The following is a 24,873-nucleotide window of genomic DNA, read 5'->3' as shown; positions in this document are numbered from 1 at the left end:
CGTTGCCGTTGACGGTGTTGACCCCGTTGTCGTTGCCGATGGCCATGGCCGGGGCCGCGGCAGCAGCGCCCGCGCCGACCGCAACGGCGGTGACCGCGGCGGCGGTCATGAACTTCTTGAACATCTTGATCCTTCTGTCGCACGAGTGCCCGCTGATGGAGCGCCCTGGTCAACTGCCCCACCGGGGGGTTGGTTCCGTTGCTTCACTCAAACGGCCTGCCCGGGCCGGACTTTTCCCCGACCCGGGTGAGACACCTCCGGACGCCTGCGCGAAGCCCGTACGCAGCCAGCACCGCACGCGCTCCTGTTGCGCTCCGTGCGAGGTGTTCGCACGGTGGGTAAGGAAGCGGATCGATCGGGTCCGTTTCTGTGCCACCAGGAGAAGGAACACCCATGCACCGCACGAAGCCGTCCCGCGCCCGCCTCCTCGTCCCGTCGGCCCTCGCCGTCGTCATACTGTCCGGCGCGGCCGCCCCCGCGGTCGCCGCGGAGGGTTCCGGCTCCGCCGAGATCACGAAGCGGGTCGCGGCCGTCCAGCAGAAGATCGAGACGATCGAGGGGCGCGCCGCGGCCGGTCCGATCGACGACCTCCTCGCCGGTCTCTCCAAGACCATCGCGGACCTCCTCAAGTCCCTGGAGGGCCTGCTGCCCGCCGGGGTGAAGATCCCGCCGATCGAGCTGCCGAAGCTCCCGGCCCTGCTGGCCGTACCGGGCCTGCCCGACCTCAAGCTGCCCCCGGTGGAGGTGCCGGCGCTGCCGCCGGCCGCCGGGGTGCCCGCGGTGCCGCCCGCCGCCCAGGTGCCCGCGCTGCCGGCGGATCTGATGCCCGCTCTCCCCGCCCTGCCCGAGATCCCCGCCGTCCCCTAGGGCGCCGGAACGCGGCCGGAGTTTCGCACCGGTGACGACCATTGGGCTGAACAGGTCTGATCGCGTGCGGAACCGTGTCCTCTGGGAAGCTGGAGCGTTTCGCTCGGTGTGAGCCCCGGGATCGGGGCAGAACATCGAACAGAAGGTGCACTTCCCATGAACTCTGCCAAGAAGGCCGCCCTGGTCATGGCCACCGCTGGTCTCGCCGTGGCCGGTGCCGCCGGTGCAGCCTCCGCCGACTCCTCGGCCGAGGGCGCGGCCGTGGGCTCCCCGGGCGTTCTGTCCGGCAACCTGGCCCAGGTTCCGGTCCACATCCCGGTCAACGTCTGCGGCAACTCCGTGAACGTGGTCGGCCTGCTGAACCCGGCGTTCGGCAACGTCTGCATCAACGACTGACGTCAGCCGCACCACCGCCTGTGGGCGCCCCGGCCTTGCCGGTGGCGCCCACAGTCATGTCGGCAGGTGTTCAGCCGGGACGGGTCAGCTGGTGCCGCCGTTGAGGGTCACGCCGCCGAGCATCGGGTTCGACTTGGTGGCGCCGTTCGCCAGGCCGAGGACCTCGCCGGGAAGGTCGTTGCGGGCCTTGTTGACCTTCTGGACCGTTCCCACGACCTTGTTGACGTGGTCACCCTGCTCGGCCAGTCCGTTGCCCACGGTCTGCGGGAGGGACTCGGAGACGGGGCCCACGGCGTTCAGGGTCTCCGTCACCCCGCCGGTCAGGCTCATGGGGGGCATCGCGGCGGGTGCCTCGGCCGCGAAGGCGGGAGCGGAGGCGCCGAGGGCGGCGACGGAGCCGACGACGACAGCGGCGATCTTCGTGAGCTTCATTATCGAAATCCTCTTCTTTCATGGACAGAGGTGTCAGCGGCGACCGTCGCGCCGCTATCGCTTTGGCTAACGATTCCCCGTCGCTGCGGAAACGCGGTCGCGCGGGTACACGGCAACGGCCGGAGAATCCGACAAGGAATTCTCCGGCCGATGTTTTTTCTGCTGACCGGTATTGCCGCTCAGGAGAGCCGGGACCGCCGGTACAGAATGGCGCCGCCCAGGATCAGGGCCGACGCCAGCGCGGCCGCCGCCGCGGGCTGGCCCGCGCCGGTCTCCGCCAGGACGGGAGCGGTGACCCGCGCCGGCGCGGGCGCCGGTTCGGGGGCCGGGACCGGGGCGGGAGCCGGCGCGGGCGCCGGAGCCGGGGTGGCGTGGACGGGGGCGTCACCACCCGGGGCGGCCGGCGGCTGGTCGGCGGGCGGCCGTACGGGCTCGGGCGCCGGAGCGGGGGCCGGGTACACCACGGGCATGCTCCCGTGCGGCGGCCCCGAGGGGCCCTCCTCCGGTCCGGGCGCCGGTGCGGGCAGCGGCTGCGGGGCCTCGACCGGGACCGGTGCGGGCTCCGGGAGCGGCGCGGGAAGCGGTACGGGAGTCTGCGCCTCCGGAGCCGGCAGCGGGGCGGGCGCCTCGTCGACCGGCGGCGGCTGCGGGGCCGGGTGCTCCCCGACGGGCTCGGGCCCCGGCTGCCCGGGGGCCGGCGGGACGTGGTGCGCGGGCGGGTGCGGCGCGGACCCGGGGTGGTCGTCGCACTCCTCCTCGGCCCGCTGCTCGCCGGGGCCGCCGTAGCCGCCCCGGTGCTCCTGCTCCTCGTGGCGCGGGGCCGCGTGCCGGGGGCCCGGCCGGGTCGGCTCGGCGTGCCGAGGAGCTTCGTGCCGCGGGGCTTCGGACTGCGGGATCTCGTGGCGCGGGGTCTCGTGGCGCGGGGCCGCGTGCCGGGGGCCCTCGTGCCGCGGCTCCCCGTGGCGCTGCTCCGGCACCGCGTGCCGGGCGTCGCGCTCGTCGAGGTAGCGCTCCAGGGCCTCGGCGTTCTCCGGGCTCAGGTGGCGCGCGTAGTCGTGGCCGGAGTCGCCGGTGGTGGTGACGCACCGGTTCCCCATCGCGGGGTTGAGCGCCGCACCGCCGTCCACGCTGTTGCCGCACACGTTCGGGGCGAAGGTGACCGGTACCGAGACGCTGTTGCCGGACAGCACGCCCGGCGAGTGCGAGGCCTCGGCGGCCGCTCCCTGGTGCGCGTAGGCCGCGCCGGTCGCGATCGACAGCAGGCTCGACGCGGCTGCCGCCGTGAGCATCCCCTTGCCCAGTACTTGTCGGCTCAGTACCTGTCGCATGGGTCCTTCCCTGTCTACCGGCGGTGCTGCCGGTGCTGAATCGAAGGTGGCCTCGGAGTGCACCGCCGTGCACTCCGAGGCCACCCCGAGGAGGTTCGCCCTCGCGGGCGGAGGCGCTTCGTCAGGCGTTGACGCAGGTGTTGCCGAACGCGGGGTTCAGCAGCGCGATCACGTTGACGGTGTTGCCGCAGACGTTGACCGGGACGTGCACCGGGACCTGGAGCAGGTTGCCGGACAGGACGCCCGGGGAACCCACGGCCGCGCCCTTGGCGTCGGCGTCGGCCATGGCGGGGGAGGCGGCACCGGCAGCCATCAGAACGCCGGCGGTCAGCACGAGTGCCTTCTTGTACGTCATTTGATTTCGATCCTTTCCCGCAGAGGCGTATCCACTGCAGAATTAACAACGAGCGGGTTCGGGAAAAGAAACCGCATGTTTTTGGCGGCGGTTCGGTAATTCACCCCGATGCGCGGCGCGAATTGGGGGCGGGTGGGGGACATGAGTCGCCCTTCGCGTGGGCGGTCGGCCCCGGCCCTACATGCGGCGAGGCCGCCGCGACCCGTGGGTGCGGCGGCCTCGCTGGCGCGGACCTCGGTCAGCTGCCGGAGGAGACGTTGCCCGACAGGACCGGGATGTTGCTGAGGATGTGCGACAGGGCCTCGTCACCCTTGGCCTGGGTGGAGTTCTCGGTGCACTGCTGGTTCTGCGGGCTGGACAGGACGGGGATGTCCTGGACGCCGACGTTGACCAGGGCCAGCACGGACTGCACGTTGGCCTTCGCGGGGAGGGCGATGCAGGGCTTGTTGAACGAGCCCTGGATCAGCGCCATCTGCGGGCTCATGTTGCCGTAGGTGGCCTGGTTGCCGTAGATCTGCGCGGCGTTGTTGCCGTTCGAGGTGTTGACGCCGTTGTCGTTCCCGATGGCCATCGCCTGCGGCGCCATGGCGGCACCCATGCCCACGACCGAGGCCGCAACCGCTGCCGTGGCCATCATCTTCTTGATCATTGTCGTCCCTTTTTTGCAGGATTGCCCGGTACTGGAGCACTCGGATCAACGGACCGGACCCTGTTGGGGTTGCGTGGCTTCACCCGGATGCCGACGTTTCGGGTGGCGCGGTTGACGTTCCGGTGCCCGGGCGTTGACGGCGGCGCCGCCGAACGGGGGTGAACCGGAGGGGGAACGGGGGCTCGGATCCGCCACGTCCGTTCACCGGGGCGCCGGGCGCCGGGTGCCGGGTGCGGCCCTCGTGTCGCCGGGCGGCGGAGCCGCGTCCGGGCCGGCCGTGGCCGGGCCCCGTGCCGGTGCCCTCTTCCTCTTCGCTTTTCCTTTTCATTCGAACAATGGTGCCTGCGATAACGATCCGCCCGCTTTGAGGGTGCGTGCTATCGCCCGAAAGGCCGTACAGGCGAGTCCGACGTGATTTCCAGCCTGATTTCTGACAAAGTTCACTCCTGTTTTGTCCCCCTGATCGAAAATGGAGACAGGGTCATGGGTTCCTCCCGCAGAATCCTCGGCACGCTCGGTCTGCTGTCCTGCCTCGCACTTTCCGTACACGTTCCCGCGGCGGTGGCGGCGGCCGCAGCTCCGGGAGTTCCCGCCTCCAGGGAGCTGGCCCGGGTTCCGTTCACCGAGCGTTACCAGGCCGTGCAGCACGGCGGGCTGGTGAGGGCCTCCAACTCGAGCATCGGCTGCCGCCGGGAGGAGTCCCCGGACGCCGAGCCGTGCGCCGAGGTCAAGCGGGGCGCGGCCGGGGTCAACGGCGACTTCGAGATGTTCTACAGCGACGTCGACAAGGACCCCGACACCTACAACTCCACCCGGGCCGAACTCAAGGTGCCCCAGGGGGCGAAGGTCTCGTACGCCCGCCTCTACTGGGGCGGCAACCTGCGCGTCGGTGAGCAGAAGCCGCCGCAGGACAACGGTCGGGTGCTGGTCGCCGAGCCGGGCGGCGCGTACAAGGAGGTCCTCGCCGACACGGTGACGGGCCACCGCGTGGACGCCGGCAGCGACGCCTACCAGGCCAGCGCGGACGTGACCCCGCTGGTCCGCGGGGGCGGCGCGGGGATGTGGACGGTGGCCCAGCTCAACATCGCCAGGGGCCACTCCGAGGTCGGGGCCTGGGGCGGCTGGACGCTGGTCGTCGCCTACGAGCACCCGCGGGAGCCGCTGCGCCGGATCTCGCTGTGGGACGGCTTCGAGGTGCTGGCCGCCCGGGCCGGTGACAGGACCGTCGAGGTCCGGGGCCTGGACGCGCCGCCCGGCTCGGCGGGGCGGGCCGGTGTGGTCGGGTACGACGGGGACCGCGGTGTTCTCGGGGACTCGCTCACCGTGACGGCGGACAGCGGCCGGAGGGTCAAACTCGGCGATTCAGAAAATCCTTTTAATGATGTTATGAATTCCACGATCACGGAATTCGGGCGTCACTCGTTCGTGCGACAGCCCGAACATATGAATAGTCTCGGATATGACGCGGACGTGTTCGACCTGAGTCCCGCACTGTCCGGTGGCGCCCGCAGCCTGAGCTTCAGGTTCACGGGCGAAAGTCAGGGTCATTTCCTCGGTGTGCTCTTCGTACAGACAGACGCGCGCCGCTGAACCCAGGGGACCACTCCACGTGCCCACACAGCCTTTGGCAGCTCAGCTGCCGACCGTCCTCCACCTCGTCCAGCCCGTCGACGGCGGGGTCGCCCGCGTCGTCGTCGACCTCGTCCGTGCGCAGAGCGCCGCGGGCCTGCGCGCCGTCGTCGGCTGCCCGCCCGGCGGCTTCCTCGCCGGCGCGGCCCGGGACGCCGGCGCGCAGGTCCTGCCCTGGCGCGCCGGGCGGGCCCCCGGGCCCGGACTGCCCGCCGAGGTGATCGGCGCCCGGCGGCTGCTCCGCCGCGTCCGTCCCGACCTGCTGCACGCGCACAGCGCGAAGGCCGGACTGGCCGGCCGGCTCGCCGCGCGGGGATCCGTACCCACCGTCTTCCAGCCCCACGCCTGGTCCTTCGACGCCGTCGGCGGGGCCACCGGCGCGCTCGCCCTGCGCTGGGAGCGGTACGGGGCCCGCTGGGCCGACCGGGTGCTCTGCGTCAGCGAGGCCGAACGCCGCGCCGGGGAGTCCGAGGGGATCACTGCCCGATGGTCGGTGGTCCGCAACGGCGTCGACCTCGGCCACTTCGGCCCGGGCGGGCCCGACGCCGACCTCGTCCGCGCCGGCGCGCGCGCCGAACTGCCCCTGCCCGCCGCCTTCCAGGGCGACGGGCCGCTCGTCGTGTGCGTCGGCCGGATCTGCCCGCAGAAGGGCCAGGACGTCCTGCTGCGGGCCTGGCCGGAGGTGCTGGGCGCGGTGCCCGGGGCCCGGCTCGCCCTTGTCGGGGACGGCCCCGACAGCGAACGGCTGCGCCGCACGGCGCCGCCCGGAGTCCTCTTCGCGGGCCCCGCCCCCGACATCCGACCGTGGCTTCGGGCCGCCGATCTCGTTGTACTGCCGTCGCGGTGGGAAGGCATGGCGCTCGCCCCGCTCGAAGCCATGGCCTGCGGCCGCCCGGTCCTGGTCTCGGATGTCAGCGGAGCCCGGGAGAGCCTGCCGTCCGGCCAGGGACGGCTGTGCCTGGTGCCGCCGGAGGACCCGACGGCCCTGGCCAAGGCCCTGGGACGGCTGCTCGCCGAACCGCGGCTGCTCGCCGAACTCGGCGAGCAGGCCCGGCAGCACGCCCGGACCGAATTCGACGTGCGGCGGACCACGGACGCGGTCACCGGCCTGTACCACGAACTGCTGGGCAGGCCCCGGCCCTTGAACCAGGAGCGCATCAGCCGATGACGATGGACAGCGCACCCGCCCGGCACACCGGGCAGGGCGGCACGGGGCACGGCGGCACGGCCGCCGGAACCACCGCCGTCCGCCGTTCCCGGGCCGCCATCCACCCCCCGCGCGGGCCCAGGGCCGACCAGGCGCGGCCCGCCCTGCGGCCGCGGCGGGTCCGCCGCCGGGACGGGGTGCTCCCGCTGCTCGCCGCCGACGCGCTCGCCGCCGTCCTCACCGCGGCGGCCCTGCCCGCGGCCGCCCCGCCGGGGACGGCGGCGCTGCCCGCCGCCGCGGCCGTGCCCGCCGCCGTGCTGCTGGCCGCGCTGCACGCGCAGGCCGGGCTGTACCGGCCGCGCCTCGCCCCCTCCGCCCTCCTCGAACTGCCCGCCCTCGCCGGGCGCTCCGCCGTCCTGTGGGCCGGCACCGCCGCGCTCGTCGCCGCCGTGGCCCCGGGCCGGGCGCTGGGCTGGGCCGCGCTGCTGACCGCCGTCTGCCTCCAGGCCGTCCTGGCGTGCGCGGGCCGCGGGCTCGTCAACCAGCTCAGGCGCCGCACCGCCGTCCGCCGGCCCGACTCCGCGCTCGTCGTCGGTCCCCTCACCGGGGCCGGGGCGGTGGCCGCCGCCCTGCACGGCCGCCCCGAGTACGGGCTGCGCCCCGTCGGCCTCGCCGACACCGCTTCCGGGGACGGAACGGACACCGGCCCGCTGCCCGTCCTCGCCACCCACGAGGACGTGCGCCGCGCCGTCATCCAGAACTCGGTGCGGCACGCGGTGTTCACCCGCCCGCCGGAGGCCGACGAGCGCACCGCCTCGCTGGTCCGCCTCTTCCACGACCACGGCTGCCGGCTCTGGCTCGCCGACCCGGCCGGGACCGCCAAGGTCACCGGCATGCGGGTGGCGCACCCCGCCGACCAGCTGTGGGGGTACGCCGTCCAGCCGCTGCTGCCGCGCCCCGCGCGGCCCCTGGAGCGCTGGGCCAAGCGCGGCATCGACGCCGCGCTCGCGCTGGTCGCCCTGGCCGCCGCCGCGCCCGTGATGCTGCTGTGCGCGCTGGCCGTACGGACCTGCGACGGCCCCGGCGTCATCTTCCGGCAGGAGCGCGTCGGCCTGTACGGACGGCCCTTCACCCTGCTGAAGTTCCGCACCCTGCGCGCCGACGCGCACGAGTCCGCCACCCGCTGGACGGTCGCCGGCGACCGCCGGATGAGCCGGGTCGGCTCCTTCCTGCGCAAGTCCTCGCTGGACGAGCTGCCGCAGCTGTGGAACGTCGTGCGCGGTGAGATGAGCCTGGTCGGCCCGCGGCCCGAACGGCCCTTCTTCGTGGCCAAGTTCTCCACCGTGCACCCCGGCTACGAGGCACGCCACCGGATGCCGGTCGGCATCACCGGCCTCGCCCAGATCAACGGCCTGCGCGGGGACACCTCCATCGAGGACCGGGCCCGCTTCGACAACCACTACATCGACACCTGGTCGCTCTGGCAGGACCTGTGGATCCTCGCCCGGACCGCGGCCTCCTTCTTCCGCTTCCGGCTGGGGGGCAGCTGATGAGCCTCGCCGTCCCCCTCGACGGCGTGCGGTCCGAGGTGCCGGGCCTGCTGCGCCGGCACTGGCCGCTGCTGCCGCTCGCCGCGACCGTGCTGTTGCTGCTCGCCCCGCTCCCGGCGGGCGACGCGACCGCCTCCGGCAAGGTGGGACCCGCCGACGCCGCCTCGCTGCTGCTGGTGCTCGTCTGCGCGGTCCAGGCGCTGCGCGGGCGGGTGCGGGAACTGAGCCCGCTCGGCGTGCTGGTCCTCGGGATGCCCGCCGTGGGGCTCGCCGTGGCGACGGTGACGGCGGGCGACCCGTACGCCGCCCTGCCGGGCTTCGTGCGCTACCTCCAGGTCTTCGTCCTGGTTCCGGCGGCCGTGGTGCTGCTGGTGCGCGACGCCGGGGAGTTCCGGATCGCCGCCGGGTGCTTCGTGGTGCTGGCGCTGGTCCAGGGCGCGGTGGGAGTCGTGCAGTTCGCGACCCGCACCGGGGCCTCGTACCAGGGCGAGGACATCCGGGCCGTGGGCACCTTCGGCCCCGGCGACGTCATGGGCATGGCCACCGTGGTGGCGTACGGGCTGATCGTGGCGACCGCCGCCGCGCTGTCGCCGGGGCTGCCCCGCACGGTCCGCCGGGTGGCCGCGGGCGCGGCGCTCGCGGCCACCCTGCCGCTGGCGCTGTCGTTCAGCCGGGGCGCCTGGATCGCGACCCTGGGCGCGGCGGTGCTCGTGATGGTGCTGGCCGGGATCCGGCGGGCGCTGAAGGTGCTCCTCGCACTGGCCGCGACGGGCGTGGTGCTGGTGGGCGGGCTCGGGGTCGGTTCCGAGATGGTCGCGGAGCGGCTGACCTCCATCACGCAGGTCTCCAGCGCCCCCGACCAGTCGGTGACGGACCGGTACACGATGTGGGCCGCCGCCGAGTCGATGTGGCGCGAGCGGCCGGCGGCGGGAGTGGGCCTCAAGGGGTTCCCCGCCCACCGCGACGGGCACTCCTCGCTGGGGCTGTCCTCCGGCAGCGACACCGCCGGCGCGGGGCAGGCGTACATCCGCCAGCCGCTGCTCTCCCCGCACAACATGTACCTGCTGATCCTCAGCGAGCAGGGGCTGATCGGACTGGTCGCGCTGGTGGGCGGCTGGGCGGCGCTGCTGGTGGCGGGCCTGCGACGGCTCGCCGTCGGCGGGTCGGTGCGGGACTGCGGGCTCATCGCGGTCGGCCTGCTCGTGTGGCAGCTGACCGACTTCCTCTACGCGGACATCGGCGGACCGTCCACCGTCCTGACCGGGGTGATCATCGGCCTGGCCGCCTGGTGGGCCCTGCCCCCGCGGGACACCGCGGCCGGGCGCACCGGCCCCGCGGCCGGACCGCGCGCCGTCCCCGGTGCGGCCCGCCGGTGACGGACACCACGCCCTGGCGGCCCGCCTCCGGCCCTCCGGCCGGGGCGGGCCCCGCCCGTGTGCCGGGAATCCCGCACGGCGCCGCCGGACCGGATCCGGCCCGCCCGCCGGGGGAGCCCGCCGGGGCGGCCGCGGCGGACGGCGGCCGCCGCCGTGACGTCCGCAGCGTGCGGGTCGTGGCCCGGTCCGCGACCGGCGCCGACGCCGACGCCGCCGCCGGGTCCGCGACCGGATCCGGCGCCGGCGCCCGGTCCGGCACCGCACCCGGGCCGCCCGCCGGACCCGCCCGGTACGCGGGCGGCGCCGCCCCGGGGGTCCGCACGGCCCCCCGCCGGGCCGCCGCCGCGGTCCCCCGCCCGGCGGCCTCCCCGGGCGGGAACGCGCCCGCGCCGCTGGGGCGGTTCCTCGCCAGGGCCGCCGCCGTCACCGCGGGGCTCACCGCCGCCGGGGCGGTGTTCGGACTCGTACGCGACCAGACCATCGCGCACCTCTTCGGCGCCGGGCCCGACAGCGACGCCTTCCTGATCGCGTGGACCGTGCCGGAGATGGCCTCGACGCTCCTCATCGAGGACGCCATGGCCCTGCTGATGGTCCCCGCCTTCAGCCACGCCCTGGCCCGCCGGGCCACCGGACGGGCCGGCCTCACCCGCCAGGAGGCCCGCGCCCAGGACCCCGTACGGATGCTGGTGGCGGCGACCCTGCCGCGGCTGGCCGTGTTCCTCGCCGCCGTGGCCTCCGTCCTCATCGTGGCCGCGCCGCTCGTCGTCGCCGTCCTCGCCCCCGGCCTGCCCGACCCCGGGCTCGCCGTGCAGTGCACCCGGCTGACCGCGCTGACCGTGCTCTCCTTCGGCATCGCCGGCTATTTCAGCGCCGCGCTGCGGGCGCACCGGTCCTTCGTACCGCCGGCCGCGATCTACGTCTCGTACAACGTCGGCATCATCGGCACCATGCTCGCCCTGCACGCCCTGTGGGGGGTGCGGGCGGCGGCCGCCGGAGTCGCCGTCGGCGGGCTGCTGATGGTCCTGGTCCAACTGCCCGCCTTCATCCGGAACGTGGGATTCGGGCCGACCCGGGCCAAGCGCGCCCCGCGCAGCCGGCGCGACCGCGACCGGCCCACCCTCATCGCCTTCGGCCTCATCGCCCCCGTGATCTTCTTCGCGGTCTTCCGGCAGTCCCAGGTCCTGGTGGAGCGGTTCCTCGCCGCCTCCCTGCCCTCCGGCGCCATCTCGCACCTGAACTACGCCCAGAAGGTGGCGCAGATGCCGATGGTGCTGGCGCTGATGATCTGCACCGTCACCTTCCCGGTGGTGGCCCAGGCCATGGCCGCCGGCGAGCGCGAGAAGGCCCGCCGCCGGGTCGAGCAGGACCTGGCGCTGGCCTCCCTCGCCGTCCTGATGGGCACCGCGCTGGTCATCGGCTACGCCCCGCAGATCATCCAGGTCCTCTTCGAACGCGGTGCCTTCACCCACCAGGACACCCTCGCCACCGCCTCCGTCATGCGGGTCTACGGACTCGGACTCCTCGGCCACTGCCTCGTCGGCGCGCTGTCCCGGCCCTTCTTCTCGACCGCCCGGCCCACCTGGTTCCCGGCGCTTGCGATGGGCGCCGGCCTCCTCGTCAACATCGTGGCCGGAGCCTTCGCCGTCGGCTGGTGGGGCACCCGGGGCATCGCCGCCGCCAACGCGGCCGGCATCACCACCACCGCCGTCCTCCTCCTCACCGGCCTCGGCTCCCGGATCGTGGCCATCCAGGTCCGCCGGGTCGCCGTCAGCATCGGCCGGCTCGCCGTCGCCGCCGTCGCCGCCTGCGGCACCGGCTGGATCGCCGGCCCGATGATCCCCGACCCGACGGTCAGCGCCGCCCTCGGCTGCCTGCTCGTCCCCGCCATGTTCGGGGCCACCGGCATGGCCATACGGGCGCTCGAAGTCACCGCCCTGCCCGGCCAGATCGCCCAGTTCTCCTCCCAGCTCACGCAGAGGTTCCGCAATGTCCGCTGACTCCGACACGGCGCCCGCCGCCGTGGTGGTCCCCGCCCCACGGTCCGCATCGCCGTGGGTCCTGATGTACCACTCGGTCGCCGAGTTCACCGACCCCGCCGAGGACCCGTACGGGATCACCGTCACCCCGCGCGCCCTGGAGGCCCAGCTGCGGTGGCTCCGCTCCCGGGGCCTGCGCGGCGTGTCCGTCGGGGAGCTGCTCCGGGCCCGGGCCGCCGGACGCGGCGACGGGCTCGTCGGCCTCACCTTCGACGACGGGTACACCGACTTCCTGACCCGGGCCCTGCCGCTGCTGCGCCGCTACGACTGCACCTCCACCCTCTTCGTGCTGCCCGGCCGGCTCGGCGTCGACAACGTGTGGGACCCGCTGGGCCCCCGCAAGGCCCTGCTCACCGCCGAGGGCATCCGCGAGGTCGCCGCCGCCGGACAGGAGATCGGCTCGCACGGGCTGCTCCACCAGGACCTCACCGCAGCCGCCGACGACGTGCTCCTGCAAGAGCTGCGGGGCAGCCGCGACCTGCTGCGCGAGCTGACCGGGACCCGGCCGGAGGGCTTCTGCTACCCGTACGGACACCTCGACGCGCGGGTCGTCGACGCGACGCGGGCCGCCGGGTACGGCTACGCCTGCGCCATCGACCCGGGCCGCCTCGCGGGACCGCACGCGCTGCCCCGCACGCACGTCAGCCAGTCCGACGGCGGGGCGCGACTGCGGGTCAAGCAGCTGCGCCACCAGGTCCGGGAGCTCCGGCGGGGGGTGCGCCGGTGAAGGACGTGCGCAAGGACGTGCGGGAGGCCAGGGCGCTCCACATCATCACCGGGCTCGGAGTGGGCGGCGCCGAGCAGCAGCTGCGGCTGCTGCTGCGGCACATGCCCATGCCCTGCGACGTACTGACGCTGACGAACCCCGGGCCGGTCGCCGAGGGGCTGCGCGCCGACGGGGTCCGCGTCGTCCACCTGGGGATGACGGGCAACCGGGACCTCGGCGCGCTGCCGCGGCTGGTGAGGTTCATCCGCCGCGGCCGGTACGACCTCGTGCACACGCACCTGTACCGGGCCTGCGTGTACGGGCGGCTCGCGGCCCGGCTCGCCGGGGTCGGGACGACCGTGGCCACCGAGCACTCCCTCGGCGAGGGCGAGATCGAGGGCCGGGCGCTGTCGGGCGGCGTACGGGCGCTGTACCTGGCCAGCGAGCGCCTCGGCGCCGCGACCGTGGCGGTGTCGGACACCGTGGCGGCCCGGCTGGAGGGCTGGGGTGTGCCGGCCGCGCGGGTGCACGTCGTACCCAACGGCATCGAGGCCGTCCGCTTCCGCTTCGACGGGGGCGTCCGGCGCTCCACCCGGGTCCGCACGGGGCTGCCGGAGCGGGCCTTCGTGGTCGGCGGCGTCGGCCGACTGGTGCCGGGCAAGCGGTTCGACGTCCTGGTCCGGGCCGTCGCGGCGCTGCCCGGGGCGCACCTGCTGCTGGCCGGCGACGGCCCGGAGCGGGCCGCGCTGCGGCTGCTGGCCGCCGAGCTGGGCGCGCAGAGCCGCATCCACCTGCTGGGGGAGCGGGACCCGCTCGGCGACAGCGCCGACGGCCGCACCCCGGGCATCCCGGCGCTGCTGGCCGCCATGGACGTCTTCGTCTCCCCGTCCCGGGAGGAGGCGTTCGGCCTCGCGGTGGTGGAGGCGCTGGCCGCCGGCCTGCCGGTGCTCCACGTGACCTGCCCGGCCATCGACGACCTGCCGGCCGCCCAGGCGCCCGGCGCCCGGCGCATCGGCCCCGGCACGGAGGAGCTGGTCGCGGCCCTGCGCGGCCACATGGAGGCGGGGGCCCGCCGGCTGCCGCCGCCGCCCGTGGTCCGCCGCTACGACATCGCCCGCAGCGCCCAGCAGCTCCTGGACGTCTACGCCCTCGCGCTGGCCGCGCCGGCGGACCGGTCCCGGACGGTCCCGGCCGCCGCGTCCCCGCGGTCCCCGGCGGGGCCGGGCCCGGGCCGCCCCCGCTCCGGACGGGACGGGTCCGGCGGCCCCGGGCCCGGCTGATCCGCACCCACCCGGCCGGGGAACGGCCGGTACCCCGAGAACGCCCCTCCACTCCCAGGAAGCGAGCACGCCCATGGCCGACACCGCCGACCAGAAGAAGTCCGACCACCGCTCGGAGCAGAAGAAGGCCGCCCGGCGCAGGCCCGGGCCGCCGCCCGCGTGGTGGCCGCTGCCCGCCTGCGCCCTGCTCGGGCTGGCCGCGGGCGGTGCGTACGGGGTGCTCAAGGCCCCCGAGTACGCCGCCACCAGCTACGTCGTCGCCGTCCCCGACGACACCACCGAACCGGCCACCGCGCTGGGCTTCGCCCAGGCGTACGCCCGGATCGCCACCAGCAGTTCCACCCTCGCGTACGCCCAGCCGCGCGCGGGCGTCACCGTCCGGCAGCTGCGGACCCAGGTGCGGGCGGAGACCTCCCCCGAATCCCCGATGATCGCCATCACCGGGACCTCCGAGAGCCCCGCCGGGGCCGCCGACATCGCCAACGCCGTCGCGGACGCGTTGTCCCTGAGCAGCAATCAGGCCGCGAAGAACACGGGCGTCCAGCTGCTGCTGTTCAGCCAGGCCGTGGCCCCCGCCGACCCGGCCTCCCCGTCCGCCCCGATCAGCGGCGCCGTCGGGATGTGCGCGGGCGGCCTGCTGGGCGGGCTGTGGCTGCTGGCCCGGCCGGCGCGCGGCCGGCACCGGGACCAGACCGACGGCGCCGCCGTCGCGGGCGCGCCCGCGGTCGGGGAGTACGCCACGCTCCCGGCGCAGGGCGACCACGCCGAGAACAAGGAGAAGGAGCCCGTGCGATGAGCCCGGGCTCCGCGGGGGCCCTGGCGGTGACGCTGTGCCGCGACCCCCGGCAGTTCGCCGCGCTGGAGGAGCCGTGGAACCGGCTCGTCCGCGGCTGCCCCACCGCCACCCCCTTCCAGAGCCACGCATGGCTGCACTCCTGGTGGCTGTCGTACGGGAAGGAGGGCCGGCTCCGGATCGTCCTCGTGCGGCGCGACGGGGAGCTGGTCGGCGCGGCCGCGCTGATGCTCGTCCACCGGCCGCTGCCGCTGCTGGTGCCGCTCGGCGGCAACATCACCGACTACTTCGACGTGCTCGTGGCCGCCGAGCACGCCGGCCAGGTCGTCCCGGCGCTGGCCCGCGGGCTGCACCGGGCCGCCCGGAGCGCGGTCGTCGACCTGCGCGAGGTGCGTCCGGGGGCCGCCGCGGAAGGCGTGTACGAGCACTGGGCCGGGGCCCGCAGCAAGCTCACCGACTCCACCTGCATGGAGCTGCCGACGCTCCCCTTCGACGAGCTCGTCAAGCGGATGCCGGCCTCCGGGGGCCAGCGGGTGCGGGCCAAGCTCCGCAAGACGGACGCGGCCGGGATCGAGGAGCACGAGGTCACCGAGCAGGAGGTGCCGCGCGCCGTACGGACCTTGCTGCGGCTGCACGAGAAGCAGTGGCGCGGCCGCGGGGTGACCCCCGAGCACCTGAGGCCCCGGTTCGCCGAGCACCTGACCCGGGCCACCCGGCGGATGGTGCGGGCCGGGGAGGGCCGGCTGACGGAGTTCCGCCTCGACGGCGAGGTGGTGGCGGCGAACGTCACGCTGCTGTCGGCCGGGCTGAGCGGCGGCTACCTGTACGGCGCCGACCCGGACCTGCGCACGCGCAAGGTGGACGTGGCGACGCTGCTGCTGCGCCACGAGACGGGCCGGGCGCTCGCCGACGGCCGCCCGGTGGTGAGCTTCCTGCGCGGCAGCGAGCCGTACAAGAACCACTGGCGGCCCGAGACGGTCGTGAACCAGCGGTTCCTGCTGGCCACGGCCGCGCTCGCGCCCCTGCTGCGACTGCACGAGTCGCAGCTCACGGGGCGCGGGCGGGCGGTGAACGCGCTGCGGGAGGCGCTGCCGGTCGCCAGGGACTGGCGGGCGCGGCTCAACGACCTGCGGGTGCGATGACCCGGCTAGAAGGGCCAGAAGCGGAAGTCGTCCTTCCAGTCGACCTGGACGCAGAACGACTGCTTGCCGACGAGCTTGGAGAGCCACTCGCCGAAGTTGACGGGCACGCACCACTGCTTGCTGTTGACCGGCGGCTTCGGCTTCGGCGGCTGCGGCTGGGGCTTGGGCGCCGTGGGCGCGGGCGGCGGGACGAGCGGGCTCGGCGCGGCGGGCGAGGGCGCCGGGCTCGCGGGCGACGGGACCACCGGCGAGGGGACGGCCGGCGAGGGGACCGCCGGGCTCGGGGTGACCGGCAGCGGCACCAGGGGCGACGGGACCACCGGCGAGGGCACGGCCGGGCTCGGGACCTCCGGGCCCGGCACCTGCGGCGTCGGGACGAGCGGGCTCGGGGTGACCGGCGTCGGCGCCTCGGGCGTCGGGACCTGCGGGGTGGGGACCTGGGGCGTCGGGATCTGCGGCGTCGGGATCTGCGGGGTCGGGACGACCGGTGTGGGAACCACGGGCGTCGGGACCACCGGGGTCGGGATGACGGGCGTCGGGACCACCGGGGTCGGGATCACCGGGCCGGGCTTCTCGGGCGTCAGCGCGTCGCGGAAGACCTTCGCCGAGTCCGGGTTCTGCTTGCACTGCCACACGCCGTGCGGGCAGTAGTCGGTGATGGTGTGGTAGAGCGGCTTGTGCTGCTCGATCCACTTCAGCATGCGCCGCACGTACTCCGGATTGTCCCCGTGGCGGTACAGCCCCCACTCCGGGTACGAGATCTGCTTGCCGTGTGCCTTCGCGAAGTCGACGTGCTTCTGGAGCCCGTACGGCTGGGTGATCTGGTCGTCGAAGGTCCGGCCGGGAGCCTGGTCGTACGAATCCATCCCGATGATGTCGACCACGTCGTCACCGGGGTAGCACGCGGTCCAGCCGATCGCGTCCGTCCCCCGGTTCGGGGCGAAATCGAACTTGAACTTCTGTCCCGGCACCGACCGCATCGTGGTGACGACGCGCTTCCAGTACGTCTTCCAGCCCTCCGGGTCCGGCCCGCAGCGGTGGGTGTAGGTGGTGCCGTTCATCTCCCAGCCGAGCACGATCACCGTGTCGGGGACGCCCAGCGCCACCAGTTTCTCGGCGAGCCTGCGGAAGTGCCGGTCGTACTGGCCCTCCGCGCCCGCCCGGATCAGCTGGGCCACCTGGTAGTCGGGCACCCGCTCCTCGTTCCGCGCCTGCATGGGCACGTTGAGGACGAACATCCGGTCGTCGTCGGCCAGCCGCCAGGCGGCCCAGTCCGCGAGGAACGAGACGTTCCCCTCGATGCCCGCCCACTGGTCGCCGGGGAGATAGGTGTGCCCCACCCGGATCTCCCTGCCGCCCAGCCAGCGCGACAGGAGCGGGATGCGGGCCACTCCGGGCGGCCCGTAGTCGAGATAGGCGCCCATGGCGATGTCGGAGCCCCTGGGCCGGTCCTCCTCGGGTGCCGCGAGCGCGGCACCGGTCGCGAGCAGTCCGGCCGTGACCGTACCGATGCAGGTGCTCGCCAGTCGGCGGCGTGGTCTGGGCATGGCGTCTCCCGAGCTTTCCTGAATCGGTGTGCTTACCGAAGACGTTAGGCATCAGATCTGACGAATGGCCTGTTCGGTCACCACCGCATAGGCCATTCGCAGGTGCGCACCACCCCCGCTTGGTCCGACTAGGTGAAAGACACCGTTTCCATGCACGCGTTCACCGGCCATGTGCCCGCCGTCCTGCTCAGACTCGATCGCAATCCGTTCCACCACGGAACCCTCGGCGCCGTCAGATCCCTTGGCCGCAAGGGCGTGGAGGTCCATGTCGTCGTCGGGTCCGGGGGAGGCCCCGTGGTGCGTTCGCGGTACCTGCGCGCCGTGCACGCGGGACCTGACGGAGGGTTGGATCCTGCAGCCCCCGAGGCGCTGCTGGAGTGCCTGGCCGCGGTGTCCGAGCGGATCGGGCGGCCCGCCGTCCTCATCGCCATGGACGATCTGAGCGCCATCGCCGTGTCCCGGATCGCGGCCGGTCTGACGGACCGTTTCCGCACCCCCCATCAGCCCGACAACCTGCCCGCCCGGGTGGCCGACAAGGCCGAGCTGTCCCGGCTCTGCGCCCGGTGGGACGTCCCGCACCCGGAGACCGCGATCCCGGCGAGCGGGGCGGAGGCGGCGGAGGCCGCGTGGAGCCTGGGGCTGCCGGTGATCGCCAAGTGGAGCCGGCCGTGGCTGCTGCCCGCGGGGGCCGGGGGGCTGCGCAGCACGCTGCTCGTGCACAGCGTCGCCGAGGCGCGCCGGCTCTACGAGCGCTCCGCCGAGGCCGGGAGCAGGCTCCTGCTCCAGCGGTTCCTGCCGGCCGGGCCGGACACCGACTGGTTCTTCCACGGGGCCTTCAGCCGCGGCGGGCGCCCGCTGCTCGCCGGGTCGGGCCGCAAGGAGCTGTCCTGGCCGGTGCGCACCGGCCTGACGGCGGTGGGCCGCTGGCTGCCGGACCCGGCGGTGGAGGAGGCCGGGCTGAGGCTCGCCGAACGCCTCGGCTACCAGGGGATCCTGGACCTGGACTTCCGCCGGGACGAGCGCGGCACCTTCCGGCTCGTGGACTTCAACCCCCGCCCGGGGGCGCAGTTCCGGCTGTTCACGGACGCGTCCGGGCTGGACGTCGTCCAGGCGATGTACCTGGACCTGACGGGCCAGCGGGTCCCGGAGCCCTCGGGCGGCCCGGGCCGCGTGTTCGTCGCCGAGAACTACGCGTTGCTCGCGGTGCTGCGCGGCGGTTCGCTGCCGCGACGCCTCCCGGCGGCCCCGAAGTCCGCCGCCCCGAAGTCCGCCGCCCCGAGGCCCGCCGCTCCGATGCCCGCCGCGGCCGCCCCGGGCGGGTCTCCCGTACCTCCCGTCCTGCCCGCCGTGGGAGCCCAGGCGGTACCCGGCCGGCGGGCCGGGCCGGTGGTGGCCGGGCCGCGGTCCGCGCCCGGCGCGGTGGCTCCGGCTCCGGCTCCGGCCCCGGCCCCGGCAGCGGCCGGTACGGCGGGCGCGGCCGCGGGGCACGGGCCCCTGCGGGCGCTGCCCCGGGGGGAGCGGGGGCGGGTGGAGGCGGCCTGGTTCGCGTCCGACGACCTGCTGCCGTTCCTGGCGATGCTGGCCGCCTTCCTCGGCCGCGGCGCCGACAAGGGCGTGCTCGCCCTGCGCGGCGTGCCCGCCCACGGCCGCCGGACCGCCCGCGCGGTGGTCCGCGCCCCCCGCCAGCGCGGTCGCGACCGGCAGGGCGTCGCGGGCGGTGGCACGGCCTCCCGGCCGGCCCCGCCGGAGGCCCCGGCCGAACCGGACGAGCTGGTGACCCGTTGACCGTGGAGAGGGAGGGACGGCGGCCGTGACGCGGACGGACGATCTCGTGGTGGTGGGCGCGGGCCCGTACGGGCTGTCCATCGCCGCGCACGCGGCGGGCGCCGGGCTCGACGTGCGCGTGCTGGGACGGCCCATGGCCTCCTGGCGCGACCACATGCCCGGCGGCATGTACCTGAAGTCGGAGCCCTGGTCCTCCAACCTGTCGGCGCCGGACGGGCGGCACACCCTCGGCGACTACTGCGCGATGCTCGGGACGGCCGCGGAGCACGGCACTCCGCTGCCGATCGGCACGTTCAGCGCGTACGGGATGTGGTTCGCCCGCCAGGCCGTGCCCGAGGTGGAGGAGGTGACCGTCACGGAGGTGACCCCGCACGGCGGCGGCTTCCGCGTCCACACGGCCGAGGGACCGCCGCTCCTGACCCGTACGGTCGCCCTCGCGGTCGGGGTGATGCCCTTCGTCCACCACCCCCGGGCGCTGCGGGACCTGCCTCCCGCGCACTACTCGCACAGCAGCGGCCACCGGGACCTGGCCCGCTTCGCCGGGAGCGAGGTCGCCGTGCTCGGCGCCGGACAGGCGGCCCTGGAGACCGCCGCCCTGCTGGCCGAGCAGGACGCCCGGCCGTGCCTGGTGGCCCGGCGTGCCCGGCTGAACTGGAACACGGTGCCGCAGCCGCTGAGCCGGACCCCGCTGCGCGCCCTGCGCGAACCGCACAGCGGGCTGGGCACCGGCTGGCGCAGCTGGGTGTGGTCGGAGCTCCCCTGGGCGGTGCACCGGCTGCCCGCCGCCACCCGGGAGCGGATCGCGGCCACCGCCCTGGGCCCGGCGGGCGCCTGGTGGTTGCGGGAGCGGTTCGAGCGGCGCGTACCGGCCCTTCTCGGGTACCGGCTGCACCGGGCGTCGGCCGTGGGCGACCGCACCCGGCTGGAGTTGACCTCCCGGGCCGGGGAGCCGCTGGTGCTGGACGCCGCGCACGTCATCGCGGCCACCGGGTTCACCCCTGACCTGGACCGGCTCGACCTGCTCGACGCGGGGCTGCGGGGCGCGCTGGAGACGGTGGGGCGGAGCCGGACGCCGGAGCTGAGCGCCGGATTCGAGTCCTCGTGGCCCGGACTCTTCTTCGCGGGGCTGCTCACGGCTCCCTCATTCGGCCCTTCCATGCGATTCGTACACGGTGCGGGCTTCACGGCGGGGAGACTGGTGGGTGGAGTCCGCAGGCGCCTCGGTGCCGGGGGCCCGCTGCCGGGCTCCACCGGCGCCGCACGGACCGACCGCGCCACGGCCGGGCATCCGAAGACGTACCTGCGGTGAGAGCCGCGTGAGAGGGGTCCGCGATGAGCGGGGAGCGAGCACAGGGCAGAGGCTGGGTACGGATCCCCGCCAGCCGCGGGGAACAGCCCGCGGCCGGGAACGCCGGGTACGACCGCCCCGCCCACGCGACGGCCGCCGGGTACGACCGTCCCCCGTACCCGTACCCGGCGCCCGCCCACCCCGCCCAGCCGCCGATCTACCTGTCCCTCGTCACGCGCTGGCGGGAGGCCGGGCGGACCCTTCCGGGGCATCCTGACGAGGAGTGGGAGCGGCTGATCTCCCAGCCGTGCTGGCCCGGCCGTTAGGTGGTGTGAGTCTCTTGGCAGCGGCGGAGCGAGACAGCCCCGGGAGGCGCCGGCGGTCCCCCGTGACCGGACCGGGCGAGCGGCTCGCGCTGAACGGCATGGGCAGCTTCGAATGGGACCTCGGCGACGGGACCCTGGTGCTGGACGAGGCCGGGATGACCGTCTTCGACCTGGAGCCCGCCGATTTCGACGGCACGCCCGAAGGGCTCGGCGCGCGGATCGCGCCCGAGGACGGCGCCCGGCTGGGCGAGACGGTGCTGGCCGTCCTGGACGGCGGCGGCGAGACGTACGGTGCGTACTTCACGGTGCAGCGCAGGGACGGCCGCGACCAGTGGACGCACACCCAGGGCCGGGTGCTCCGGGACGCGGCCGGGCGGGCCTACCGGATCGTGGGCATCGTCCGCGACGCCACGGCCGAACTGGCCCAGGCGACACAGCTGCGCAAGCTGGAGTCGGCGCGCGCCCAGCAGTCGACGATCGTGCAGCGGACCACGGACGCCCTGTCGCGGGCGGTGACCGTCGACGACGTGACGGCCGCGCTGACCGGGGCCGGCGCACTGGAGCGGCTCGGCGCGGACGGGCTGGCCCTGGGCCTCGTCGAGGGCGGCACCATGAAGATGATCGCGATGAGCGGGGAGTCCCTGGAGATCCTCGGCGAGCGCAGCATGACCCGGCTGGACGGATCGCTGCCTCTGTCGCAGACGGTCCTCACCCGCAGGGCCCGCTTCGTCACCTCGCTCGCCGCGCTCGGCGATGAGTTCCCCCTGCTGCGGGACTACCTGGGCCGCATCCGTTACGACGCCGCCGCCTACCTGCCGCTGATCGCGCAGGCCCGGGCCATCGGCGGGCTGGTGCTCTTCTACCGGCGGCGCACCGAGTTCAGCCCGGAGGAGCGCAACCTGTGCCTGGGCCTGGCCGGCATCGTGGCCCAGTCGCTCCAGCGGGCGCTCCTGTTCGACCAGGAGCGGGAGTTCGCCACCGGCCTCCAGGCGGCGATGCTGCCGCGCCGGATCCCCGAGATCACGGGCGGGGAGATCGCGGTGCGCTACCACGCCGCGTGGAGCGGGCGGGAGGTCGGCGGGGACTGGTACGACGTGATCTCCCTGCCCCGCGACCGGGTCGGCATCGTCGTCGGCGACGTACAGGGCCACGACACGCACGCGGCCGCCATCATGGGCCAGCTGCGGATCGCGCTGCGGGCGTACGCGGGGGAGGGCCACCCGCCGTCCACGGTGCTGGCGCGGGCCTCGCGCTTCCTGGCCGAGCTGGACACCGAGCGCTTCGCGACCTGTATGTACGCGCAGGTGGACCTGGAGTCCGGAGGCGTACGGGCGGTCCGCGCCGGCCACCTCGGACCGCTGATCCGGCACACGGACGGGCGTACGGGCTGGCCCAACGTGCGCGGTGGCCTGCCGCTGGGCCTGGCCACGCACTTCGAGCAGGAGGAGTTCCCCGAGACGCGCCTCGACCTCGTCCCCGGGGAGACGCTGGTGCTCTGCACGGACGGCCTGGTGGAGGAGCCCGGCACCACCGTCACCCAGGGCATGGAGTCCCTCGCGCACGCCGTGCGCAGCGGCCCGCAGGGGGCCGGGGCGCTCGCCGACCACCTCCTGGACCGGCTGTGGGAGCGCTGGGGCTCCGGGGACGACGTGGCCCTGCTGGTGCTGCGGCGGGCCCCCGACCCGGGCACCCACCGGGCGCCGCGCATCCACCAGTACATCCACCAGGCCGACCCCGAGGGGCTCTCCGAGGCCCGCTACGCCCTGCGGCAGGCGCTGCGCGACTGGGGCATGCCCGAGCTCGCCGACGACGTGGAGCTGGCGGCCGGGGAGCTGCTGGTCAACGCCCTGCTGCACACGGACGGCGGGGCGGTGCTGACCATGGAGGTGCTGCCGGAGCCGGTGCGCCGGATCCGGCTCTGGGTCAAGGACCGCTCCAGCGTGTGGCCGCGCCGGCGCACCCCGGGCGAGGCCGCCACGACGGGGCGCGGCCTGCTGCTCGTGGATGCGCTGGCGTCGCACTGGGGCGTGGAGTCCCGGGGCGACGGCAAGGCCGTCTGGTGCGAGTTCGCCGTCGGGGGCAGCCCCCGGAGCGCGGGGTGACCACACGGACACGCCGAGTTGTGGAGCGCCGGGGGCGGGGTGATGATGCGGTCATGGAACGCAAGTCTTCGAGCCGGACCGTGTCGTGCGCAGGCTGAGCAAAGGAGCCGCGACGGGGATCCTGGCGCTGCTCCTGCTGGCGGCCGGAGTGCCGACGGTCGTGGACTGGACGACGGGGCGCCCGCACGCGGACCCCGGGTGCCAGTCGACGGCGTTCATGTCGATGACGGGCGTCGCGCCCGAGTGCCGGTAGCGGCGGCCGACGGTTCCGCGCGCGGGACCGTTCCGGTCAGCGGTACGCGTGCAGTTCGACGTCCCGGCGGTCCTCCGCGACGGTGCTGAGCCGCGTCGGGAGCAGTCCGCCCGAGCGGCCGATCTCCTGGAGGCGCACCTCGGCGCCGGCCCGGCCCGGGTGGACGTCGGGCGTCAGGCGCAGCGTGCCCGTGGCCTCCCAGTGGTGCACCCGGCCGTCGCAGTCGGCCTCGCCGCCGCCGAAGCCCAGCTTCGTGCCCTCCTGGACGAGGGTGGCCGCGATCTGAACCGTCCCCATGGGTGACGGCGGGGCACAGCGGTAGGTGCCGGAAAGGGTGACGGTGCCGTGTTCGCCGATCTGCGCATCGCGCTGTACGGAAATCTCATTACCGTTGTGGGCCGCGCTCGCGGAGGCGGCCAGAACGGTGGCGGCGGCCAGCGCGGAAAGGGCCGTCAGGGCCAGGCGGGGTCCGGAAACGCGCATGAATTCCTCCAGGATGACGCGGGTGTGGACAGGATGCGGATTCGGTCGTCGGGAATCCGCCGGAACGCATTGTGCTGGCACAGGGGCGGCAGCGGGCTCCACACCGTCGTGTCGCTGTGTGCAATTGCCCGCTCGGGCGCGTGAGACTGACCGCAATACATCCCCGAAGGGATTCCGCATGCGCCAGTCCGCCGTCCCGGCCCCGCTCCTCGCCGCCGCCCTGCTCCCGCTCCTCCTGTTCGGCGCCACGGCCTGCCAGCGTGCCCCCGAGGGCGCCGCGCTCGCGCCCGCCGCGGCGCCCGCCGTCCCGGTGGACGACGGGGCGCCGGGGGCCGCGGGGAAACCCGGGCGGCCCGGCGTGAAGGACGCCCGTGTGGGTGACTCCGTACGGGTGCACGGGCAGCGGGTCGGCCGTCACCTCCAGGCGGTGCTGAACGCGTACGTGGACCCGGCGGTCAGCGTGGAGAAGAACTTCGCGCCGCCCGCCGGCAAGCGCTGGGTGGCGGCCTCGATGGCGTTCGTCAACGTGGGCGGGGACTCGTACGGGGCCCTCGGACGCATGTGGGCGCACGACAGCGCGGGGCAGCGCCACGCGGTGGTGCCCACCGGCGAACTGACGACCGGCGAACCGCTCGTCTTCGATTCCCTCGCGGTGGGTGAGCGGGCCGAGGGATGGGTGGTGTTCGAAATCCCGGAAAACGTCTCCGTCGCACGCCTCCAGTACCAGGACGCGAACATGCGGGCGAATTCCGGAGAGGGTTTCTGGGCCGTCTAGCCCGCCCGGGTGAAAGGCCGTGAAAGGGCCGGGCGCCGGGCCACTAGGGTGCGCGCATGACTTCTACTCAAGCCGAGATCGACCGGTCCCACCTCGGCACCCTTTCGGTGCTCGCCTGGATCGGCGACCCCTCCGACGGGCACGACATCCCCTACCTCCTCGCCTACACGCTCGGCGACGGCCCCGAGGGCCCGGAGGCCGGGGAGACGGCCGCGCGCGGGCTGCTGGAGGAGATCGGCCTGCCCATCGGCGACGTGGTCATGGACGGTACCCGCAGCCCGCGCACCTTCGCGGTCCAGATCGTGCTGATGGCCGGCAACCAGGTCACGCTGACCCTTCCGGGGCTCAACGCCACCTGCACCGCCCCCGACGAGTGGGTCGCGGCGGCCAACGAGAGCGGCCAGGCCTACTTCCTCTTCGCCACGCGCGCCTGGCCGGAGGCGGTTCCGGGACGCCCGGTGACGGCGGAGGTCCTCCAGGCCTTCGCGGGCGACGAGGAAGTGCTCACCAGCAGCGCCCACTGCGTCCTCGCGGTGCAGACCCTCCAGGTCTGACCCCGCGAGGGGCCGGGCGCCGGCCGCCGGGCCCCCAGCCTGCCCGGTGGCCGGCCCCGGCCGGGGGCATCGGG

General features: G+C 74.8%; 25 protein-coding genes and 1 pseudogene. 18 read left to right on the top strand and 8 right to left on the bottom strand.

The window, feature by feature from the left end; genetic code table 11:
- Window positions 1-124, bottom strand: a pseudogene (locus ACFWW8_RS18895) (RdlA protein); the annotation flags it as partial.
- Between the two features lie 269 nt (window positions 125-393).
- Here ACFWW8_RS18895 and ACFWW8_RS18890 point away from each other — a divergent pair.
- Together ACFWW8_RS18890 and ACFWW8_RS18885 are read left to right on the top strand one after the other, a co-directional pair.
- A complete protein-coding gene (locus ACFWW8_RS18890) occupies window positions 394-867 on the top strand; it encodes a hypothetical protein (RefSeq protein ID WP_386530092.1) in 474 nt (157 codons plus the stop codon).
- Window positions 868-1,023: 156 nt separating this feature from the next.
- The gene (locus ACFWW8_RS18885) at window positions 1,024-1,263 is read left to right on the top strand and encodes a chaplin (protein WP_386530091.1); all 240 of its coding nucleotides are present in this window, start codon (window positions 1,024-1,026) and stop codon (window positions 1,261-1,263) included.
- Between the two features lie 84 nt (window positions 1,264-1,347).
- Here the strand turns inward: ACFWW8_RS18885 and ACFWW8_RS18880 are convergent, their stop codons facing one another.
- The 4 genes from ACFWW8_RS18880 to ACFWW8_RS18865 all read right to left on the bottom strand — a co-directional run bounded on the left by ACFWW8_RS18880 (window position 1,348) and on the right by ACFWW8_RS18865 (window position 4,027).
- Window positions 1,348-1,695: a hypothetical protein gene (locus ACFWW8_RS18880; RefSeq protein WP_386530090.1), complete on the bottom strand. Its 348-nt coding sequence runs from the start codon at window positions 1,693-1,695 to the stop codon at window positions 1,348-1,350.
- Window positions 1,696-1,874: 179 nt separating this feature from the next.
- Window positions 1,875-3,023, bottom strand: coding sequence for a chaplin (locus tag ACFWW8_RS18875; protein WP_386530089.1), 1,149 nt, complete (start codon window positions 3,021-3,023; stop codon window positions 1,875-1,877).
- 121 nt (window positions 3,024-3,144) lie between these two features.
- Window positions 3,145-3,378, bottom strand: coding sequence for a chaplin (locus ACFWW8_RS18870; RefSeq protein WP_383923061.1), 234 nt, complete (start codon window positions 3,376-3,378; stop codon window positions 3,145-3,147).
- A 238-nt stretch (window positions 3,379-3,616) separates the two neighbouring features.
- The gene (locus tag ACFWW8_RS18865) at window positions 3,617-4,027 is read right to left on the bottom strand and encodes a rodlin (RefSeq protein WP_267721697.1); all 411 of its coding nucleotides are present in this window, start codon (window positions 4,025-4,027) and stop codon (window positions 3,617-3,619) included.
- Between the two features lie 483 nt (window positions 4,028-4,510).
- Between ACFWW8_RS18865 and ACFWW8_RS18860 the strand changes: the two genes are divergently transcribed.
- The 9 genes from ACFWW8_RS18860 (at window position 4,511) to ACFWW8_RS18820 (ending at window position 15,686) form a co-directional block, all read left to right on the top strand.
- Complete coding sequence (locus ACFWW8_RS18860) at window positions 4,511-5,617, top strand: DUF3344 domain-containing protein (protein ID WP_386530088.1); 1,107 nt, start codon at window positions 4,511-4,513, stop codon at window positions 5,615-5,617.
- Window positions 5,618-5,636: 19 nt separating this feature from the next.
- Complete coding sequence (locus tag ACFWW8_RS18855) at window positions 5,637-6,824, top strand: glycosyltransferase (protein ID WP_386530087.1); 1,188 nt, start codon at window positions 5,637-5,639, stop codon at window positions 6,822-6,824.
- Window positions 6,821-8,353, top strand: coding sequence for an exopolysaccharide biosynthesis polyprenyl glycosylphosphotransferase (locus ACFWW8_RS18850; protein ID WP_386530086.1), 1,533 nt, complete (start codon window positions 6,821-6,823; stop codon window positions 8,351-8,353). The genes ACFWW8_RS18855 and ACFWW8_RS18850 overlap by 4 nt, the downstream gene beginning before the upstream one ends.
- Complete coding sequence (locus ACFWW8_RS18845) at window positions 8,353-9,729, top strand: O-antigen ligase family protein (RefSeq protein WP_386530085.1); 1,377 nt, start codon at window positions 8,353-8,355, stop codon at window positions 9,727-9,729. Before ACFWW8_RS18850 ends, ACFWW8_RS18845 begins: the two co-directional genes overlap by 1 nt.
- The gene (locus ACFWW8_RS18840; RefSeq protein WP_386530084.1) at window positions 9,726-11,726 is read left to right on the top strand and encodes a lipid II flippase MurJ; all 2,001 of its coding nucleotides are present in this window, start codon (window positions 9,726-9,728) and stop codon (window positions 11,724-11,726) included. The genes ACFWW8_RS18845 and ACFWW8_RS18840 overlap by 4 nt, the downstream gene beginning before the upstream one ends.
- Window positions 11,716-12,492 (top strand): polysaccharide deacetylase family protein, encoded by a 777-nt coding sequence (locus ACFWW8_RS18835; protein WP_386530083.1) that lies wholly within the window; start codon window positions 11,716-11,718, stop codon window positions 12,490-12,492. Before ACFWW8_RS18840 ends, ACFWW8_RS18835 begins: the two co-directional genes overlap by 11 nt.
- The gene (locus tag ACFWW8_RS18830; RefSeq protein WP_386530082.1) at window positions 12,489-13,751 is read left to right on the top strand and encodes a glycosyltransferase; all 1,263 of its coding nucleotides are present in this window, start codon (window positions 12,489-12,491) and stop codon (window positions 13,749-13,751) included. Before ACFWW8_RS18835 ends, ACFWW8_RS18830 begins: the two co-directional genes overlap by 4 nt.
- A gap of 73 nt (window positions 13,752-13,824) precedes the next feature.
- Window positions 13,825-14,547 carry a lipopolysaccharide biosynthesis protein gene (locus ACFWW8_RS18825; protein ID WP_386530081.1) on the top strand — a complete coding sequence of 241 codons (723 nt, stop codon included), beginning with the start codon at window positions 13,825-13,827 and terminating at the stop codon, window positions 14,545-14,547.
- Window positions 14,544-15,686 (top strand): GNAT family N-acetyltransferase, encoded by a 1,143-nt coding sequence (locus ACFWW8_RS18820; protein WP_386530080.1) that lies wholly within the window; start codon window positions 14,544-14,546, stop codon window positions 15,684-15,686. The genes ACFWW8_RS18825 and ACFWW8_RS18820 overlap by 4 nt, the downstream gene beginning before the upstream one ends.
- Window positions 15,687-15,691: 5 nt before the next feature.
- On the opposite strand, the gene ACFWW8_RS18815 is transcribed toward ACFWW8_RS18820, so the two are convergent.
- Window positions 15,692-17,233 (bottom strand): glycosyl hydrolase, encoded by a 1,542-nt coding sequence (locus tag ACFWW8_RS18815; RefSeq protein WP_386530078.1) that lies wholly within the window; start codon window positions 17,231-17,233, stop codon window positions 15,692-15,694.
- Between the two features lie 51 nt (window positions 17,234-17,284).
- A complete protein-coding gene (locus ACFWW8_RS18810) occupies window positions 17,285-17,500 on the bottom strand; it encodes a hypothetical protein (protein WP_386530076.1) in 216 nt (71 codons plus the stop codon).
- Between the two features lie 78 nt (window positions 17,501-17,578).
- On the opposite strand from ACFWW8_RS18810, the gene ACFWW8_RS18805 reads away from it, so the two are divergent.
- The 5 genes from ACFWW8_RS18805 (at window position 17,579) to ACFWW8_RS18785 (ending at window position 22,987) form a co-directional block, all read left to right on the top strand.
- Window positions 17,579-19,018, top strand: coding sequence for an ATP-grasp domain-containing protein (locus tag ACFWW8_RS18805; protein WP_386530074.1), 1,440 nt, complete (start codon window positions 17,579-17,581; stop codon window positions 19,016-19,018).
- 25 nt (window positions 19,019-19,043) lie between these two features.
- Window positions 19,044-20,327 carry an NAD(P)-binding domain-containing protein gene (locus ACFWW8_RS18800; protein WP_386530073.1) on the top strand — a complete coding sequence of 428 codons (1,284 nt, stop codon included), beginning with the start codon at window positions 19,044-19,046 and terminating at the stop codon, window positions 20,325-20,327.
- A gap of 23 nt (window positions 20,328-20,350) precedes the next feature.
- Entirely contained in the window at window positions 20,351-20,632 is a 282-nt protein-coding gene (locus tag ACFWW8_RS18795; protein ID WP_386530071.1) for a hypothetical protein, read from the top strand.
- 98 nt (window positions 20,633-20,730) lie between these two features.
- On the top strand, window positions 20,731-22,734 hold the full coding sequence (locus ACFWW8_RS18790; protein ID WP_386530101.1) for a SpoIIE family protein phosphatase: 2,004 nt from the start codon (window positions 20,731-20,733) through the stop codon (window positions 22,732-22,734).
- 85 nt (window positions 22,735-22,819) lie between these two features.
- Entirely contained in the window at window positions 22,820-22,987 is a 168-nt protein-coding gene (locus ACFWW8_RS18785; RefSeq protein ID WP_383921939.1) for a hypothetical protein, read from the top strand.
- 36 nt (window positions 22,988-23,023) lie between these two features.
- Here ACFWW8_RS18785 and ACFWW8_RS18780 read toward each other — a convergent pair whose 3' ends face one another.
- Window positions 23,024-23,470, bottom strand: a complete 447-nt coding sequence (locus tag ACFWW8_RS18780; protein WP_386530068.1) for a DUF6299 family protein — start codon at window positions 23,468-23,470, stop codon at window positions 23,024-23,026.
- Between the two features lie 178 nt (window positions 23,471-23,648).
- Here ACFWW8_RS18780 and ACFWW8_RS18775 point away from each other — a divergent pair, with 178 nt between their 5' ends.
- Window positions 23,649-24,245, top strand: a complete 597-nt coding sequence (locus ACFWW8_RS18775) for a DUF4352 domain-containing protein (RefSeq protein ID WP_386530066.1) — start codon at window positions 23,649-23,651, stop codon at window positions 24,243-24,245.
- 56 nt (window positions 24,246-24,301) lie between these two features.
- Window positions 24,302-24,799: a DUF5949 family protein gene (locus tag ACFWW8_RS18770; protein ID WP_386530064.1), complete on the top strand. Its 498-nt coding sequence runs from the start codon at window positions 24,302-24,304 to the stop codon at window positions 24,797-24,799.
- Window positions 24,800-24,873 lie beyond the last annotated feature (74 nt).

Source organism: Streptomyces sp. NPDC058701, from assembly GCF_042715295.1.
GTDB lineage: Bacteria > Actinomycetota > Actinomycetes > Streptomycetales > Streptomycetaceae > Streptomyces.
This window is presented reverse-complemented; position numbering and strand designations above follow the sequence as displayed.